This window comes from Alteromonas sp. 5NS40-0096, from assembly GCF_057544385.1.
In genome coordinates, this window is record NZ_BAAJLQ010000001.1 from 168,889 (window position 1) to 187,298 (window position 18,410).

Here is an 18,410-nt window from a genome sequence, read left to right on the forward strand (position 1 = left end):
TTAATCCTGTCCTGTTGTGTTGAAAAGGGCACTGAACGCTTTGCCATCGCTTCTTGGGTCGGTAGCCGCATCTGTTACGCCGTCTGTGTGTAAAACAATGGCACCAGCATGGCCCATTAATTCAGTACAAGCATCGACAACGACCATGTCGTGCCCACGTGATCTTAGGGCGTCACCAACATAGTCATTGAGGTCTTGTTCTACTTTGAGGTTGTGAGATTGGTCACCCCAAGTACGGCCGAGTAGCCAACGACCCAGAGCGATGGATTTGTCTAGCGGTTGCCCATGATAAAAATGACGCGCGAATATTGCCGCTTGGGTTTGTGGCTGGCCTTCGCCGCCCATGGTGCCGTAGCTAACACGCCTGCCATCGCTAAGCTCTGCATAGGCTGGGTTAAGCGTGTGGAAAGGCTTCATTCCAGGGGCTAATTGTTGTAAGTCACCGGGCTGTAATGTGAAAGACGTACCGCGATTGTTCCAAACGATGCCCGTTGACGGGCTAACAATACCGCTGCCGAATTCCCAGTAAAGACTTTGAATATAGCTCACCATTCTGCCTTCGCTATCACAAGCGCCCATCCATATGGTGTCGCCGTGTTTCGCCTCATGTGGCCAAGGTAAAGCGTTATCTAGGTCAATGTTTTTGGCCATTTCTTCAAGGTTGTCTTGCGCTAAAAGTGATTGTAAATCGACAGCCAAGCGCGTTGGGTCCGTCACATATTGATTGCGAGCAATAAAAGCCTGTTTTGTACATTCAATCAGTAGATGCACCATGTCTGCATCTGTCTTGCCAAGGTGTTGTACTTTGTCGTACAGCGCCAAAATAAGCAGAGATGCAATACCTTGAGTCGGCGCGGGTAAATTGTACAACTTGCCTTTACTCGTTTGTACTGACAAAGGAGTCATGATCTCAGCTTGGTAATCGTTGAAGTCTTTTAACGTAATGGGTGAGCCAGCAGCCTGAAGGTCGGTCGCTAACTTTTGTGCAATGTCGCCGTTGTAAAAGTCGTCTAAGCCCCGTTCAGCCAGTTGACGAAGTGTTTGGGCAAGTTGAGTAAGTTTAATAATCTTACCTTTTTTGAGCGCTTTACCTTTGATCAGAAACTGGTCAAAGTGGGGATCGCCTGCTAAGTCTTCGAAGGTTTTGAAGCTGGCATCTGATAGGCTCTGTGTGACTTCAACGCCCCATTCTGCTTGGCTTATCGCAGTATCGAGTAGGGTCGATAACGGCAGAGGTGTTTGCCATTGAGTGCTGATTTCCAGGGCTTTTTGCCAACCTTTAACAGCACCCGCCATCGTGACAGCGGCTTTGCCGCCTCGACTGGGAATGGCATCGTGACCACTAAAAAAATCTAGGTCGGCATTCGCCGCTGCAATACCACAGGCATCAATGGCTATCGGGGCTTTACCAGGCTCACTGATGAGCCAAAAACCATCACCGCCTAGACCATTCATGTGGGGATATTCCACGGCGATCGATGCGGCTGCGGCAACCATAGCTTCGATGGCAGTACCGCCTTTTTCTAAAATATTTTGCCCCACTTGCGATGCCGCATAGTGGGGGGCTGTAAATGCAATATGTTTATTCGTCATTATTCTTATCCAGTAAACGGGCGGCGAGCGTAATTAGGCGGCGATCACTGCCTTTTGGTCCGAGCAGAGATAGGCCACAAGGTGCGCCATGTAGAGTAAATAAAGGTAGATGCAATTGTGGCAAGCCACAAAGACCTGCAATTGCCGTCATGCCCAAAAGCTGATTTCGATATTGAGCGAGCGCTTCTGCAGGCGTTGTAAGAAGCGGTGATAACCCCGGAGTTGTTGGCATAACGATCGCGTCGACTTTGCTAAATAGGCCATCTAAATGTGCGATAACGTCCTGCTGAATGGTTTTTGCCCCATCGATATCACTCGCAGTTAGGGTTTCACACCAAGTGAATCGGGCCTGAATGTCGTCGGCGATTGCAGGAGCCGTGGCGCGAAGCCACTTGCCGTGTTGCTGCCATATTTCAGCCCCTTGTAATACGCGAAATGCGTCCGCGGTTTTTAGCTTACTTAAATCGATGTCAACGCTAGATTGCGGCATCTCGATGCCGCGTAGCCATGTATTGATTACGTCTTTGTGTTCGACATCATCAACGAGTGATTGTGCAATGCCCAAGGTTTCAATCTCAGGTACATTGCTTTTAGGCAGCAAAACGTTTGCCGTTTTCTCCATTATTGCCAAAGAAGCAGTCATCCATCCCACGGTATCGAATGAAGGTGCTAGTGGAACCATGTTGTCACACGGAATGTCGCCATGAGTTGGGCGAAGTCCAAACAAACCGTTATAGCTTGCTGGGACGCGAATAGAACCACCGGTGTCGGTTCCCAATCCAATATCGGTAAGTGATGCTGCGACCGCGACTGCGGAACCACTTGACGACCCGCCGGGCAGCCTGTCTGGCGTGACGGGGTTGATCGGGGTGCCATGATGACAATTCTGTCCATTGAGACTGTAGGCCAGTTCATCTGTGATGGTTTTTCCACGATAGGTCGCACCCGCATCAAGTAGTGCGCGTACGGCTGAGTTGGTGACTTCAGGTAGGGCATGAGATGCCAACCAATCAGGGTTTCCCGCCGTTGTTGGCAAGCCGGCAATATGAAAAAGATCTTTCACAGCAACAGATAACCCTGACAGTTCGCCATCAGGTGCATTTTGTGTTGCCGCGTTAATGTCGTTGTTGATAAACGGGTTTTCAACCAGATCTTGTGCCATGTTAACTCTCATACAGTGGGATAGTGTTAATGAAACAATTGTTTCATCTTTAAGTCAAGTGAAACGAAAGTAATCTTTGTCGATACTTTCTATTCAGTTCATAAATAGTGTAGTGAACTTAAGCTACGCAAAACATGCAAGATTCAACGACTCCTATGCAAATGAGGCAGAAACCTTGCGTGTATGAGGTAGTTACCTAGGGTTATTCGTCTTCCCTTAAGCCTTCAATACGAGTGATTAAGGGAGTATGCCCACAACGATAGGCTCGATAGACGAATGTCCGATTTACTTGATTGACCACAGTGTCCACTTCTTTGTCTGCGGACACTAACGGACAGTGAGACGTGTCCGGTCGGACACTGCTTAGTCGATGGTTTTTTCAAAATCCTTTAAAATACAGTTACTTAATGTTTGCCTTCTTGTTGGCATAGGCCGTGCAGCACATAACGGTATAGTTGAAAACCGGAAGTGAAAAAATGATCGAAGGAACACAAGGACAAGATGAAGTCATTGCGAGCAGTGGCGAAAAGCGCAAATGGCCAATGTGGGTTGGTGCACTTGCTGTTGGAGGCGTATTGGCATTTTATTCAATGCCTACTTTGTCACTGTGGTTCAACAGTATACCGAGTATTGATGGTGACAGCGTCCAGGTATCTGAAGTTTTTAAGGGCGACTTGATTCGTGATGTTGCCGTCAGCGGACGCCTAGTGGCCGCCAATGCCCCCCAACTTTATAGTACGGAAGCTGGAGTGGTAGAACTGATTGCGAAACCCGGCGATGCGGTGAACCAAGGTGATGCTGTTGCTACCATTGATAGCCCAGAATTACATGCTGAACTGCGTCAAGCTCAAGCAGTGTTGGCGAGTTTACAACTAGAAGCAAAGCGCGGTGAATTGGAAGATAAAGAGGTGGCGCTCGACCTAAATAGAGAGCTAGATAATGCAAAAGTTACACTCAATGCCGCCAAGCGTGAAAAAGCCAGAGCCGATGAATCCTACGAACAAAACGTAATTAGCGAACTAGATTGGGTGAAAGCTAACGATACGCTGTTAGAGGCACAGTTGACGTTTAAACACGCCAGTGAAAAGGTACTCTTGGCCCGCGAGCGTTTGGCATTCGAAGGGCAGAACCGACAAGGTAAGGTAGAACAACAGCAACTTGTATTAGAAGAGCTTGAACGTCGCAAATCGCAACTGGTAATTGCCGCGCCTTTCTCTGGTGTAATAGGCAATTGGCTTGTTGAACAAAAGGAAAAGGTGACCGAGTCCGCGGCGTTACTCACCATTGTCGATTTAAGTCAGTATGAGGCGGAATTGAATGTTCCAGAATTTTACGCTGATGATTTAGGTATTGGCCTAGCGGTAACCATCCAAGTTGGAGGGCAATCGATAGAGGCGACAATCGCATCCGTTTCGCCAGAAATCCTCAACAACCAAGTGCAAGTCAAAGCCCGTATTGAAGGTGCCGAATCACGCAACTTGCGTCAAAACCAGCGTTTGAATGCCCGTATTGAGTTTGAGCGAAAAAACGATGTGTTAATGGTGAAGCGCGGTGCATTTTATCAATCGGGTGCGGGGGTGACTGCCTACCGTTTTGGCGATGCGGATATTGCACACAAAACCCCAATTACCACAGGCGCGGCGAGTGTCGATTACATCGAAGTGCTATCAGGGCTGGACGCGAGCGACCAAATTATCGTGTCTGACTATGCCACCATTCTCGAATTTGACGCTGTACGCGTTGACCAATAACGAATTAAGACAAGGAAATGACAATGCTATCAATGAACAATATTAGTCGAATCTATCGCACAGAAACTATTCAAACTCATGCGTTAAGAGACTTTAGCTTAAACGTGCAAAAAGGTGAGTTTGTCGCCGTGACTGGCCCATCGGGGTCTGGAAAGTCAACGTTTTTGAATATCGCTGGATTGTTAGACAGTTTTCAGCAGGGCGACTATCAGCTAGATGGAATATCGGTGCAAGGGCTAAAGGATGATGAGTTATCAGAGCTGAGAAATGAAAAAATTGGGTTCATTTTTCAAAACTACAATCTCATTCCGGACTTTAGTTTGTTTGATAACGTAGATTTACCATTGCGTTATCGTGGATTTAGCGCCAAAGAGCGTAAGGAACGAGTAGAGAGCGCCCTTGAAAAAGTGGGGCTGGCGGCCCGTCAGCATTATCTTCCAAGGCAGTTGTCCGGCGGTCAGCAACAGCGCGTTGCCATCGCCCGTGCACTAGCCGGTGAGCCGAAAATTCTGCTCGCTGATGAACCAACTGGGAATTTGGACTCTTTGATGGCTAGGCAGGTCATGGAATTGTTGAATGACCTCAATAAAGAAGGTGCCACCATCATTATGGTGACACATGACCCCGACCAAGCTCGCGCTGTGCAGCGCAATGTTCAAATCATTGATGGCCAAGTTTCGGATTTTGGCATTTATGAGCCAATGGCTGCGACAAGCCAAGAAGCGGTTCAGGGTTAATAGGGAGGCATTATGTTTCATTATTATTTCAAATTAAGCTTGTTGAATATCAAGCGAGCACCAACATTGTACGGATTGGTGTTACTGACCTTGGCGATTGGTTTAGGCGCATTTATCGCCAATATTGCCATGATCAATACCATGGCAAGCGACCCGATACCGAGTAAAAGCGATAGGTTGTTCCACGTCAGTATGAATACGTGGCCGGAAGGCACACCACACACACAGCCGTTTGCCATTACACGATACGCTGACTCAGCCGCGATTTTAGAATCTGATGTGCCAGTGCGTACCTCAGTCTCTTATCAAGGCATTGCTTATCCCAAAGCGGCACAAAGCAAGAGTTTAACGCGCTATCGCTCGACACTCCGCGCGACAACTGGCGATTTTTTTGACATGTTCAATGCGCCTTTTAAGTATGGCAATGGCTTCTCATCTGAAAGCGCAAACGAAGTCGTCCTGAGTGCGTCGATGAACGAACAGCTTTTCGGTAAAGAAAGCAGTATTGGCAAATCGGTCGATATTCAAGACAAGCTATACACCGTTGTGGGTGTGCTTGACCGCTGGCGTGTTCGCCCGCGATTTTATCACCCTCAGAGTGGCAGGTTTGATGGCACCGAAGATATCTACATGCCTTTAGATGTGGCATTGGATGCCAATATCTACAATACGGTTCAAACAGTGTCTTCTGATAACTATGAGTCGATGGCCGAAACCCGTAACGGCAGTGTCTATTATTTACAAACGTGGGTTGAACTGGCTTCACCTGCAGATCGTCCTGCCATGCAACAATGGCTTGATGACTACACTGGACAACTGCGTGATGCAGGGCAGCACCCCAACGATATTCTTAACGAATTACACGATGTCAACGAGTGGCTTGAGCACGAAGAAGTCGTCGACAACCGCATTTTGGCTTTTGCCATTGCAACCGCATTGTTCTTAGTCGTTTGCCTATTCAATGCCAGTAGCCTTTTACTAGCACGTTATGAAAGTAATCAATTTGAAACTGGGCTAAAGCGCGCCCTTGGCGTAAGCCGAAAGCAGTTATTTGCCCAAGGTATGGTTGAGAGCGTCATTGTTGGCTTACTTGCAGGATTGGCGTCGATGTTGCTGAGCTGGTTGTTTTTACAGATCGCAAAGCAATTCCTGAGTGATTTTACCAATATAGCTGTGATAGAGATGGATACCGTCTTTATCGGTCTTGCAATTGCACTGATTACGTCGATCGTATGTATGGCATACCCTCTGATTCAAGCGGGTCGTCACAGTATCTCCAGCGTATTAAAAGGATAGGGACATGAATATCAAAGCCTTGATCAAATCATTAATGCAAAGACAGTTCTTAACAGGGCTATTATTGCTTCAATTGGCACTGACCCTAGGACTGATTGTCAACAGCCTAGTGTTGGCATTGGATACTCGTGACAAATTGATGATTCCCACTGGGATGGACATTGACAACATTCTCGTGGTTGAAGCCTTGCCGACTTCTGCTAAGTTTGAAGATCCAAATTACTATCGCTCGATTCTAGATGAGGACCTACTTCGATTGAGCGAAATTGACGGTGTTCGCGCTGTCTCTCCACAAGTACAGCTGCCGTTGCAACGAGGTGGGTGGAACGGGAATTTCAGAGATAGCGCGGAAGATCCCGACGCGCCACCAAAGGACCGCCTGTTACAGTTTGTTGCTTACTACTCGAGCACTGCTGATGCAATTGATAGCTTCGGATTAGAGATTGTAGAGGGAAGAGCGCTTACCCAAGCTGATGAATATGCGGGTGGTGATGAAGAGTTGCGAAACATTGTTATCAGTCAGTCGTTGGCAAATATGGTTTATCCCGATGAGTCTCCGCTTGGGAAACTCAGTAATCGCGGCCGTATTGTTGGGGTAGTAGGGGATATGCTCAATACTCCAAGTACCGATGTAACCAAGCAATTCTTTTTGTTCAATGTGAATCCTATTACGATGCATTCGTTTACCCAGCATTACGTCATAAACGTGGAGCCCGGCAAAATGGCGCAAGCTAGGGCGCAAGTTGCTGATGCTATTTTGGCCGTCAACCCAGAAAGAGACATCATGGACGTTTACACATTGAAAGAACGTCATGCGGACTACTTCGAGAATGACACGGGATTAGCAAGTTTGTTTGCGATGCTATGTGTACTGATGTTGGTGGTCACGGCTATCAGTAGCTTTGCCCATGCTCAATTCCACATTGCCAAGCAGAAAAAGCTGATAGGCATTCGACGGGCGTTGGGCGCAAAACGCAAAGATATTCTGCTGTATGTGCTAAGCGAAAACTGGTTGATTTCCTTTGTTGGTGGCGTAATTGGCGTTGGATTTGTGATAGCATTTAACATTATGCTAAGTGCGCAAATTGAAGTCAGTAAACCTAGTATCGTTTTGTATTTACTGGCATTTGTTGTGGTGTTTTTTGCAGGCACACTGGCGACTTGGTGGCCGGCAAGGCAAACCAGTCGAATTCCACCAGTCATTGCTACACGGACGATTTAAAGGAGTAACATAGACTATGCCTAAAATTCTGGTTGTGGATGACAACCCCGATATTCTTGATGCACTGGACTTATTACTTCATCTCCACGGTTACGATGTGGTGTGTGCCCAAGATGTCAAAAGCGCATTAATGGCGTCACAGAATCAAGCGATTGATTTGGTTATCCAAGACATGAATTTTAGTTTAGAGACGAGTTCAGGCGATGAGGGCAAATCCTTGTTTTATCAATTGCGGCAGAACCACCCTGATCTGCCTATTGTTCTGATGACCGCTTGGACTCAACTCGAAACAGCAGTAGAGCTTGTCAAAGCGGGGGCAATTGACTACTTGCCCAAGCCTTGGTCAGATGAAAAGCTGCTAGCAACCATTTCTCAGCACACGAGCCAATCCCAATCCAACGATAGCACTGCACTCGGTCATTCACCGATGATCTATCGCAGTGAGGCCATGAATACACTTGTCCAACACGCGACCCGCGTCGCTAAAGCTGATGTCAATGTGCTGATAACGGGCCCCAATGGCAGTGGTAAAGAAAAGTTAGCGGATTATATGCACCAACAGTCGAACCGCGCCGACGCGGCTTTCATTAAAGTCAATGTTGGCGCTTTGCCAGACCAGTTGATGGAAGCTGAGTTGTTTGGCGCTGAAAAAGGGGCGTTTACAGGTGCCAATAGCCAGCGAATAGGGCGCTTTGAGGCGGCGGACAATGGCACGCTATTTCTCGATGAAATTGGTAATTTGTCGCTCAGTGGTCAAATGAAATTGCTGCGAGTTTTACAAACGGGTGAATTCGAACGTTTGGGCTCAAATACCACTTTGAAGTCGAATGTCAGAGTGGTTTGTGCGACAAATGAGGACTTACCCAGCGCCGTGCGCCAGGGCAAATTTCGGGAAGATTTGTATTTTCGGTTGAACGTAATTGAGCTTAATATTCCCCCACTGTGTGAGAGAAAAGACGACATTCTTCCATTAGTGAGACACTTTATCGGTGATGATAAACATCTTACGCAAGACGCAGAGAATGCCTTGCGTAGACACACTTGGCCGGGCAATGTCAGAGAGTTGCAAAATGCGTGTGCAAGGGCGCTCGTATTTGCATCTTCAAGTGAGCTCAACGCTGGGGATTTTCAAATGCAAGCTGCACAGCTTGAGGACGATGATAAGTCTCGGGTGGCAAAAGCCTTGGAAGAACACCAGTGGGTTATCAAACAAGCGGCCGATGCGCTGGGTTTGAGTCGACAATCCTTGTATCGCCGTATTGAAAAATACAATCTGGAGCAGCCTTCATGAGGCAGTGGATCGTTATCTTGCTGCTCAATTGCCTGTTTCTAGCGACCTGGGTGTGGTTATGGCCAGACCATCCTTTTGCTTTGCTTGGCGTCAGCGCAGGTATATTGGTTTTGCTTTTTGTTGCCTATAGTCGCCATCGCAAAGAGCAACTCGCTCTCGAAGCCAGCTTTAGAGATGGCCTTACTCACATGCTCGATGGTAACTTTTCAGTTTCGGTCAACCCTGAATCCGTGCCCGGATACGAAGATGTACTGTCACTGTTCAATCGCACCGCTGATAAATTGAGAGCAGAGCGTCAACACCTTTATCAGCGAGAGCTGTTGCTTGATAAAGTGGTCAACAGTGGCAATGTCGCCATGATTATCGTCAATCACCGTGGCCAAATCAATTTTGCCAATCGTTCAGTCGACTATTTTACGCGTGAGCACGGCAGTGTAGTGGGGGCAGATTGGCGAGATATTCAGGCGCAATATTTTGATGACGTCGAAGCGCGGCTTAACGTCAGCGGCAGAACATTACTCAGCCAGACCGATGAGCTTCATCACACTCAATTGTGGCATGTGAGCAAAGAGAACATGTTGTTGCATGGCATGCCTCACGCACTCTATATTTTTAAACCTGTCACGGAAGAGTTTGCCCGACAAGAACTCCAAACTTGGAAAAAGATCATCCGAGTGATCAGTCACGAACTCAATAATTCAATCGCGCCGATAAGCACTATGTGTCACAACGGCAAGCTGTTATCTGAACGTTTAAACGAGCCCCATTTAGATAGGGTCTTCAATACGATCTCTACGCGGATAGACCGATTGGCAAGTTTCGTAAAGAGTTACAGCGACTTGGCAAAACAACGCATCACACAAAAATCCCGAATTACTATCCTACCGCTATTGGATAACATCAAGCCACTGTACGATTTCAAAAAGGGAAAGTTTTGGCATGATGCCGACGTGTTCGGTGATCCGTCCCAATTGGAGCAGGTCTTAATCAATTTGCTCAAAAACGCTCATGAAGCTGCGCCGGATAAAGAAGTGACGGTGAATGTGGTTGTCAGTGAACTAGACGTATCTATCACTATCGAAGACGATGGCCCTGGTGTGCCAGCAGAGATGATGGCAGATATTATGTTGCCGTTTCGTACAACCAAAGCCAATGGTTCGGGAATTGGGTTGAGCGTCTGTCAGGATTTAGTTGATGTGCACCATGGACGATTGTCATTGCGTAACAAACCCTCTGGTGGCATCGTAGCCCAAGTGTGTTTACCTTTGTATGATGAGAAACAAGACACTGTGGTGTAGAGGAAACTGACTATGGCAAAGCAATTCCCTTGTTTGACAGACCCGTTAATCAAATTTATTGAACAACAGAAAATGTTCTTTGTTGGCACAGCTGCTGAAGAGGGCCGTGTGAATGTCTCACCTAAAGGTGGCGACTCGCTCCGCGTGTTAGATGAATCGCGAATTGCTTGGTTGAATCTAACTGGCAGCGGCAATGAGACGGCGGCACATGTGGGCCGAGTGAATCGCATGACCATTATGTTTTGTGCCTTTGAGGGAAAACCACAGATTCTAAGAACCTACGGCAAAGCAGAAGTACTACACCAAGATAGCCTTGATTGGGAGCATTACGCCGCCTTGTTCCCCAACTTCACCGGCAGTCGCCAGATATTTATTCAGCATATCGATCTGGTTCAATCTTCATGTGGCATGTCTGTGCCGAACTATAGCTTTGAATCAGATAGACAGTTGCTCAATGATTGGGCTGATAAAAAAGGGGCGGATGGGATTCAAGAATACTGGTTGACCCGGAATCAATCCAGTATTGACGGTTTTGAAACACATATCAGCGACCACGTTTCAAAAGATTAGTTAAGTTACGGTTTAACGGATATCAAGTTCACCCAATTCTTCATACATATCGGAAATGGCAGCTGTGCGCAGTTGCCCCGTTTCACCCAGTACTGAGTACACTTTGTTTGACAGCGTAGCGATTAAAGCCATAGGCGCAGCATAGCTGTCAAAAGCCTGTTGTTGGCCCAATTGGCAAACTAATAAATGACTCACCTTTTGATTGTAAATCTGACCGCTTGGATCGGTAATCAGAAATACATTGCGGGAAGACAATTGGTCGATTAAACGGCTGAAAAAAGTCGGGCGACGACGCATGCCAAACAAAATGACGAGGTCTTGTTCATCAATATCAATCAAATCTTCTGACAAGGTTTGTCCTGGCACCGGATACAAGTGCACGTGTGGGCGCATTTGTTTGAGTTGCTGTCTGAATGTTAGGGCCAGTGAATAGTTGTTGCGATAACCAATTAAAATGACCCTTTTGGCCTCGGATATCGTTTTCGCGAGACTATCCAATTGTGACTCTTCTATCGGACCAAAGGTCGACTCTAAGTTGTGTAACTCTGCATTGAGGTAATTACTGGTATCAGCAGAATGCGCAATTGGGTAGCCACTAGCTCGTTTTGACAGCATTGCTTGTCGAGCATCTTGATGAGAGTCATATCCCAATTGCCGGAAGAATCGGCTGACTGTGGCTTTTGACGTGTTTGTTTCGTTTGCTATTTCCGCGACTGAGAGTGTGACGATAGCCATGGGGTGTTGCTGCAAATAATTGGCGATGTTTTGAGCCGTGGGTGACAGGCTAGGGTAGTGTTGTTCAATTCGGCTTAAAACATTTTGCTCAGAAGACACGTGTTATCTCGATTGCTTTTTCCTAGAGTTTAGCGAAAATCGCTACGATTCGTCGACCCTAAAATCGATAACCCCGAACGAGCCAGACAACTAACATCGCTCCAAGCTGCAATACCATCTCATTGCGTGAATAACAGTATAGACAATGTGGATTATTCAATGGAGACGACATACTCCAGTCTGCAGCATTGAAATGGTCCAATAGTTTACTTTTTGAACGGTGCGATTTTCGCTATAATGACATAAAAGTGTCATCCTATTGTCATTGAGGGGTGGATGGTTTTTCGATTCGTGGAGGCAGCCGTTGGCCAATCAAAAGTTGTGGGCAGAATTGTTGCTCTTGTTTGTCCTTATGCCGATAGGTGTATTTTGGTGGGTGAGCGACTTACACCTTTATCTGATGCCCATTTTGTTCGGTGTCGGTATGGCGTGTTTGGCTGTGTTACTCGCAGATAATCAGTTCAAGCGCTTTCGGCTTTGGCATATCCGTGATTTTCGTTCCCATTGTTTCTCTGCGCTTCGCGTATTTTTACCTTGGGCATGTTTGCTCACTGTCGCTATTTATGTGTTCTTGCCAGAAGCTTTTTTATCTTGGCCGCGAGAGCAAACAGGATTGTGGGTAATGACACTACTGATTTACCCCATTGTATCTGTCATTCCCCAAGAAATTATTTTTCGTACTTATTTTTTCCATCGATACAAACGCATTTTACCCTCGAAGCATCATCGCTGGGCGTTAAGTACATTTTTGTTTGGGTTAGCACACATTGTCTATGGAAATTGGCTTGCCGTAGTGTGTACGTGGTTTGGCGGGGCGCTGTTTGGTTACCGCTACATGCAAACACGCTCAACCGCGATTGTGGTTATTGAACATACGCTGTGGGGCAGCTTTGTCTTTACTGTTGGGCTGGGCGCTTACTTAGTCGTGCAAGTGTAAACCGCTTAATTTGGTGCGACTGGGCTTAAATTACAGCGAGCGAGAAACTGCTGCCACACTTTTACGTGACGAGTCATTGCCGCTTGGTAGCGGTCGAAGCCATCAACGTGTACCGAAGCTACATACTGTTTGAAGTGTTCAGGCAGCGCTGTCGAGACTAACCAACGGTCAACAATCGGTTGCATTTGATAATGTGCCCGATTGATCACCGACCCTATGGGTTGTATCTGTTCAATGAAGAATAAGTAGAACACATTACGCAGAATTTTCGCTTGTTCGCCGGCCCTACCTTGCGGACAAGCGATTTCGTTTAACGCCTGCTCTAGTTGAGGTGTAATCAACGAAAAATGTTGTTGAATGTAGGTTTGAGATTGCCATAACTTAACCGGTAGTCGAGTCAGTTCAATCAATTGTAATTGTTGTTCTAGGACGGCGGTGTCAAAAGACTCATCGACTTGAGTTGGGGTGAGGTAGGCAAATGCATTGATGGCGCTTTGCAAAGTTTGATTGCTAGTTTGAGTTAACAATGAAGGCGCATGGCTAAATGCCAAATGAGTCGCTTTGCTGGTTAGCAATACGTTAGCCCAATTTAATGTCACAGCACTGCGCTTTTGTGCTAGCCAATTTTGGAGTTTTGACTGCATGCCAATCGATTGTCCATGAGTGTCCGCACAATCGGATAGTAATTTGATCAATTTTAATTCGTAGCTGAAACGTTGTGACGGTAGCTGCGTTTTTCCCAAGGCTGTGTTTCGCGCAGCCACTTCACTAGCAATTTGGCAGTTTTCAAGCGCGTAAAACTCACTGAGTTTGATTGCAATAGCCGGTGGCGATTGACGAAGGCTTGCTGCGTCGGGAAACTCAGGTAATTGCGCGTATTGAGGCTGAGCAATTGGCGTTGCTAGGACCCTTTCCAAGCGCTCGGCATAATCCTTGTGTGCATTTGGTAACGGATCGCCTGTACAGCCGGCTAACAGCCCACTGATAAGAAATAGTGTTGCTACCGCGGATTTAACAGTCTTGTGCATTTGGGACTAGGCTTCTGCCACCGTCTACGTAAATAATTTGGCCCGTGACATAATTGGCGTTGATTAAGAACAACGCCGTCTGCGCGATGTCTTCAACGCTACCAAGGCGTTTGGCTGGAATGCTGTTGAGTAAAGCCTGTTGTTGGTCGTCGGCGAGTGGACGTTCAGGCCATAAAATTGCACCTGGGGCGATACCGTTGACCCGAATGTGAGGTGCAAACTCTAGTGCCAGTGCTTTTGTCATGGTTTTTAACGCCGATTTTGCCATGCAATAGATACTGTGATTAGGCAATGGTCGATCAACATGCATATCAATCATGTTTATGATTTGACCGTGATTTTGCTGTAGTGCACTGAGCAAGGCTTGAGTTAGGAAATAGGGGCCTTTTGCATTACTTCCCATTAATTGCTGCCAGTCGTCAGGCGTCGCCTTTGTCACTTCTGTAGGATAGAAAGCGGACGCGTTATTGATGAGTATATCGAGTCGCTTGAACGCACTGAGTGCATCATTTGCAACCTGTTGAATTGCGTCTGTGTGAATCAGAGAGCCGCCAACCGTGGCTGCACTATTGGGGCTAATATCATTGAGCTGGGATGCCAGCGCTTCAGCGTCATTACACGATTGATTATAGTGGATGATGACGCGGTATCCGGCTGTGTGCAGCGTTATAGCGAGTTGTTTACCAATGCGTTTAGCTGCACCTGTTACTAGGGCAACGGGAGAGTGGGTGTCGTGCATGTTTTCCTCAAAATCAGCGGGCAGATAATCAATTACGTTGACATCTCTGAAAAAGATGATCAGCTGTGTAAGCCCTTAATCGTTGATTTTGCCATAGAAACGTAAGGCTCGTGAAACAAAAGTGCGTGATTAAGCACGTGGTACAGCTGATAGACTTCTTTGCGCACAGAATATAGTGGTGACAGTGGGAAAGCGGTTTTATATGCCTGGTAGAATGCTGGTGGGAAGCCGCCAAATAACTCTGACATGGCAATATCGGTTTCTCTATCACCAATGTAACTTGCAGGATCGAAGACATACGATTGGGAGCGCGTAAACCCGACATTGCCAGACCATAAATCGCCATGTAGGAGCGACAAAGAGGGATGGTGACCATCCAGCTTACGTTTTATCAGTGTTGTAATAGCATCGATATCACCGAGCCGAATGCCTTTTTCTGCTAGCGCCTCGAGCATAGCGGCGACTCTATTTTCAGCATAAAATGTCGGCCAGTCATGGCACGATGTATTCAGTTGCTTCGTTTTACCAATGTAGTTGTCGTATCGCCATCCCATTGTGTCTTTGATGTTGGCTCTGTGAAGCTTTGCTAAACTTTCACCGAGTTGTTGCCATGATACATCTGACCTATCGATAAACTTTAAGTGTTGTAACACCAAATATTCAGTCTCTTCACCGTGACACGACGCAATACCTCGGCACACGACTTTTGGGGTCGCAATAGTCTGAGTTTTAGCCAAGGCATCCAAGCTGTCCGCCTCACATGCTAAATAGGGGGATGGCTGGAGGGGGGCTGTTTTTACAAAATAGCGCTTTGCATCATCGCGAATAACGTAACTCTTGTGGGAGTCGCCTCCGTTCAATTCTGTCCTGTGTTGGCAGATGAACAGGTTATTGGTTTGCTGAGAAATGTGTTCACTAATGAAATGCCACATGCCACGCGTCCAGTGAGATTCCGATACTTACAGTATGGCCAAAAGTGGCAGGTTTGCTAGGGCATGTTGAAGTTTGTTGATATTGGGATTCGCCCCTCGCCCCCTAGTCTATATGAGCTAACTACGCTGCGACTATTGTGGGTTATTGAATGACGAGCAAGACACTAAAACATGGTACGAAAGACGCCGATTAACTTCATTTATCGCAACGTATCGCAAGGGGAAATTTTTAGGCCATTGCATGTCATCGGTAAGTCGTTATAATCGTCGCTCCTAACCACTGGTATCGGTTAGCGAAACCACAATCGAATTTGTCGATGTATGTCAGCTTTTCAATAGGTTGGAAAGCTGAGTGTTAATTTATTTTTAATCACAAGTGGCGCAGAGTAGGCGTCACCACTGTAAAGGAAATTCCATGCCTGTAATTACTCTCCCTGACGGAAGTCAACGCGCGTTCGAAAACCCAGTTTCTGTACTAGATGTGGCAAACGACATTGGCCCAGGTCTAGCCAAAGCAACCATCGCCGGTAAAGTGAATGGCGAGCTTGTCGATGCGGTCGATATGATCGATAGCGATGCAAACTTACAAATTATTACCGCGCGCGATGACGAAGGACTAGAGATTATTCGTCACAGTTGTGCTCACCTTTTAGGACATGCTATCAAGCAGTTGTACCCGGATGTCAAAATGGCTATCGGGCCAGTCATTGATAACGGTTTTTACTACGATATCGACCTTGAGCATTCTTTGACACAAGACGATTTGCAAAAGCTCGAAAAGCGCATGTTGGAGTTGGCTAAGACCAACTACGACGTCATCAAAAAGAAAGTCAGTTGGCAAGAAGCGCGAGATACGTTTGAAGCGCGTGGCGAATCTTACAAAATGGAAATCCTTGACGAGAACATCGCAAAGGACGACAAGCCTGGTCTTTATCACCACGAAGAGTACATTGACATGTGCCGTGGTCCTCATGTTCCAAACATGAAGTTCTGTCATCATTTCAAAATCATGAAAGTCGCAGGTGCGTACTGGCGCGGTGATAGCGACAACAAAATGTTACAGCGCATTTACGGCACAGCGTGGGCTGATAAAAAGCAACTAAAAGCGTATTTAACGCGCTTAGAAGAAGCAGAAAAACGCGACCACCGCAAAATTGGTAAGACGCTTGATTTGTTCCATTGGCAAGAAGAAGCACCGGGAATGGTGTTCTGGCACAATGACGGTTGGACAATCTACAAAGAATTGGAAAACTATGCTCGTGAACAGTTGGTGAAATATGAGTACGATGAAATTCGTGCGCCACTGATCATGGACGTCAGCATGTGGGAAAAATCGGGTCACTGGGACAAGTACCAAGAAAACATTTTTGCTACTGAATCTGAAAAGCGTACCTATGCAGTGAAACCAATGAACTGTCCAGGTCACGTTCAGGTGTTTAACCAAGGCTTAAAGTCTTATCGCGATCTACCATTACGCATGGCTGAATTTGGTGTGGTACACCGTAACGAGCCTTCTGGCTCTTTGCATGGTTTGATGCGCGTACGAAGCTTTACTCAAGACGATGCTCATGTTTTTTGTACAGAAGAACAGATTCTTGCAGAAGTGACAGGTTGCATCGACATGGTCTACGACACTTACAAGACGTTTGGATTTGAAAAAGAAAACATCGTCGTAAAATTGTCGACTCGACCTGAGAAACGCATCGGTTCGGATGAAATTTGGGATAAATCAGAAGCGGCCTTGGCTGATGCGCTAAAAGCCAATGACATCACCTTTGATTATCAACCCGGCGAAGGCGCGTTTTACGGTCCAAAAATTGAATTTACATTGTTCGACTGTCTAGAACGCGCATGGCAATGCGGAACAATTCAATTGGACTTCTCAATGCCTGCTCGTCTTGGTTCTACGTATGTGGCCGAAGACGGTGAAAGAAAAGTGCCGGTAATGATCCACCGTGCTATTTTGGGTTCACTTGAACGCTTCATTGGTATTTTGACTGAAGAGTTTGCCGGTTTCTTCCCACTGTGGTTAGCACCACAACAGGTGGTGTTGATGAATATTACTGACAAACAGAGCGAATATGCCCAAAATTGTGTAAAAAAATTGCAACAATCGGGAATTAGAGCAAAGTCGGACTTGAGAAATGAGAAGATTGGCTTTAAAATCCGCGAGCACACATTAAAGCGTGTTCCTTATATGCTTGTTGTCGGTGATAAAGAAATGGAAACTGGACAGGTTGCCGTTCGATCACGTCGCGGGGATGACCTCGGTTCTATGCCGCTTGATGAATTCATCACGATGGCCCAACAAGAAATAAACGAGAAGACGATTAAGTGATCAACGCCCCGAGGGGCGTTTTGTCGTACTTGTTTCGCTTAAGACGATATAGAAAGAAACAAGTGTAAGATTTAAGTACTTGGAGGAATAGCACATTAAAGGCGCTAACAATAAGGCTCAGGGCGATAAAGCCCGCATTAACGATGAAATTACAGCTAGAGAAGTTCGACTTATCGGAAAAGATGGCGAACAGGTAGGCGTGGTATCGCTTAACGAAGCACTACAGTCTGCTGAAGATGCATCCTTAGATTTGGTTGAAATTAGTCCGAATGCCGAGCCGCCGGTCTGTAAAGTTATGGACTACGGCAAATTCCTCTTCGAGAAAAGTAAAGCTCAAAAAGAGCAGAAGAAAAAACAGAAGCAAATTCAGGTCAAGGAGATTAAATTTCGCCCTGGCACTGATGAAGGCGATTACCAGGTAAAACTGCGCAACCTGCGTCGCTTTCTAGAAGGCGGTGATAAAGCCAAAGTCACTATCCGCTTCCGCGGTCGTGAAATGGCGCACCAAGAGATTGGCATTGAATTGTTAAACCGTGTTAAAGCGGATTTGGAAGACATTGCCAACTGCGAATCGTTCCCCCGTAAGGTGGAAGGTCGTCAGATGATCATGGTGCTCGCCCCAATTAAGAAGTAGTAACGGTCTAAAGTTTGCGGGATTCTGCACCCTGCAACACCTTGCTAC

At 46.6% G+C, this 18,410-nt stretch carries 16 protein-coding genes; 10 read left to right on the forward strand and 6 right to left on the reverse strand.

Translation table 11 applies throughout. From position 1 onward, the window contains the following. Positions 1-1,593 carry a gamma-glutamyltransferase family protein gene (locus AC27G9_RS00870; protein WP_487070057.1) on the reverse strand — a complete coding sequence of 531 codons (1,593 nt, stop codon included), beginning with the start codon at positions 1,591-1,593 and terminating at the stop codon, positions 1-3. After that, the gene (locus AC27G9_RS00875; RefSeq protein WP_487070059.1) at positions 1,583-2,755 is read right to left on the reverse strand and encodes an amidase; all 1,173 of its coding nucleotides are present in this window, start codon (positions 2,753-2,755) and stop codon (positions 1,583-1,585) included. The genes AC27G9_RS00870 and AC27G9_RS00875 overlap by 11 nt, the downstream gene beginning before the upstream one ends. 476 nt (positions 2,756-3,231) lie before the next feature. Between AC27G9_RS00875 and AC27G9_RS00880 the strand changes: the two genes are divergently transcribed. The 7 genes from AC27G9_RS00880 to AC27G9_RS00910 are packed head-to-tail and all read left to right on the forward strand — an operon-like array spanning position 3,232 to position 10,920. Next, on the forward strand, positions 3,232-4,506 hold the full coding sequence (locus AC27G9_RS00880) for an efflux RND transporter periplasmic adaptor subunit (RefSeq protein ID WP_487070061.1): 1,275 nt from the start codon (positions 3,232-3,234) through the stop codon (positions 4,504-4,506). A gap of 23 nt (positions 4,507-4,529) precedes the next feature. Continuing rightward, positions 4,530-5,243: an ABC transporter ATP-binding protein gene (locus tag AC27G9_RS00885; RefSeq protein WP_487070063.1), complete on the forward strand. Its 714-nt coding sequence runs from the start codon at positions 4,530-4,532 to the stop codon at positions 5,241-5,243. 12 nt (positions 5,244-5,255) lie between these two features. Next, positions 5,256-6,539, forward strand: a complete 1,284-nt coding sequence (locus AC27G9_RS00890; RefSeq protein WP_487070065.1) for an ABC transporter permease — start codon at positions 5,256-5,258, stop codon at positions 6,537-6,539. A 4-nt stretch (positions 6,540-6,543) separates the two neighbouring features. Then, positions 6,544-7,761, forward strand: a complete 1,218-nt coding sequence (locus AC27G9_RS00895; protein ID WP_487070067.1) for an FtsX-like permease family protein — start codon at positions 6,544-6,546, stop codon at positions 7,759-7,761. A gap of 16 nt (positions 7,762-7,777) precedes the next feature. Continuing rightward, positions 7,778-9,052, forward strand: coding sequence for a sigma-54-dependent transcriptional regulator (locus AC27G9_RS00900; protein WP_487070069.1), 1,275 nt, complete (start codon positions 7,778-7,780; stop codon positions 9,050-9,052). Beyond that, complete coding sequence (locus AC27G9_RS00905; protein WP_487070071.1) at positions 9,049-10,350, forward strand: sensor histidine kinase; 1,302 nt, start codon at positions 9,049-9,051, stop codon at positions 10,348-10,350. The genes AC27G9_RS00900 and AC27G9_RS00905 overlap by 4 nt, the downstream gene beginning before the upstream one ends. A gap of 12 nt (positions 10,351-10,362) precedes the next feature. Continuing rightward, positions 10,363-10,920 carry a pyridoxamine 5'-phosphate oxidase family protein gene (locus AC27G9_RS00910; protein WP_487070073.1) on the forward strand — a complete coding sequence of 186 codons (558 nt, stop codon included), beginning with the start codon at positions 10,363-10,365 and terminating at the stop codon, positions 10,918-10,920. Positions 10,921-10,932: 12 nt separating this feature from the next. On the opposite strand, the gene AC27G9_RS00915 is transcribed toward AC27G9_RS00910, so the two are convergent. Next, on the reverse strand, positions 10,933-11,754 hold the full coding sequence (locus AC27G9_RS00915) for a MurR/RpiR family transcriptional regulator (RefSeq protein WP_487070075.1): 822 nt from the start codon (positions 11,752-11,754) through the stop codon (positions 10,933-10,935). Between the two features lie 352 nt (positions 11,755-12,106). Here AC27G9_RS00915 and AC27G9_RS00920 point away from each other — a divergent pair, with 352 nt between their 5' ends. Then, entirely contained in the window at positions 12,107-12,691 is a 585-nt protein-coding gene (locus tag AC27G9_RS00920; protein ID WP_487072023.1) for a CPBP family intramembrane glutamic endopeptidase, read from the forward strand. Between the two features lie 5 nt (positions 12,692-12,696). Here AC27G9_RS00920 and AC27G9_RS00925 read toward each other — a convergent pair whose 3' ends face one another. Genes AC27G9_RS00925 through AC27G9_RS00935 form a run of 3 tightly spaced genes read right to left on the reverse strand, consistent with a single transcriptional unit; the run spans position 12,697 to position 15,390 of the window. Beyond that, on the reverse strand, positions 12,697-13,719 hold the full coding sequence (locus AC27G9_RS00925; RefSeq protein WP_487070077.1) for a DUF3080 family protein: 1,023 nt from the start codon (positions 13,717-13,719) through the stop codon (positions 12,697-12,699). Continuing rightward, a complete protein-coding gene (locus AC27G9_RS00930) occupies positions 13,703-14,458 on the reverse strand; it encodes a pteridine reductase (protein WP_487070079.1) in 756 nt (251 codons plus the stop codon). The genes AC27G9_RS00925 and AC27G9_RS00930 overlap by 17 nt, the downstream gene beginning before the upstream one ends. Before the next feature lie 59 nt (positions 14,459-14,517). Then, the gene (locus tag AC27G9_RS00935) at positions 14,518-15,390 is read right to left on the reverse strand and encodes a fructosamine kinase family protein (RefSeq protein WP_487070081.1); all 873 of its coding nucleotides are present in this window, start codon (positions 15,388-15,390) and stop codon (positions 14,518-14,520) included. Positions 15,391-15,805: 415 nt separating this feature from the next. Here AC27G9_RS00935 and thrS point away from each other — a divergent pair, with 415 nt between their 5' ends. Together thrS and infC are read left to right on the forward strand one after the other, a co-directional pair. After that, positions 15,806-17,728: a threonine--tRNA ligase gene (thrS, locus tag AC27G9_RS00940; RefSeq protein WP_487070083.1), complete on the forward strand. Its 1,923-nt coding sequence runs from the start codon at positions 15,806-15,808 to the stop codon at positions 17,726-17,728. 94 nt (positions 17,729-17,822) lie between these two features. Continuing rightward, complete coding sequence (infC, locus tag AC27G9_RS00945; RefSeq protein WP_487072025.1) at positions 17,823-18,362, forward strand: translation initiation factor IF-3; 540 nt, start codon at positions 17,823-17,825, stop codon at positions 18,360-18,362. Positions 18,363-18,410: the final 48 nt, after the last annotated feature.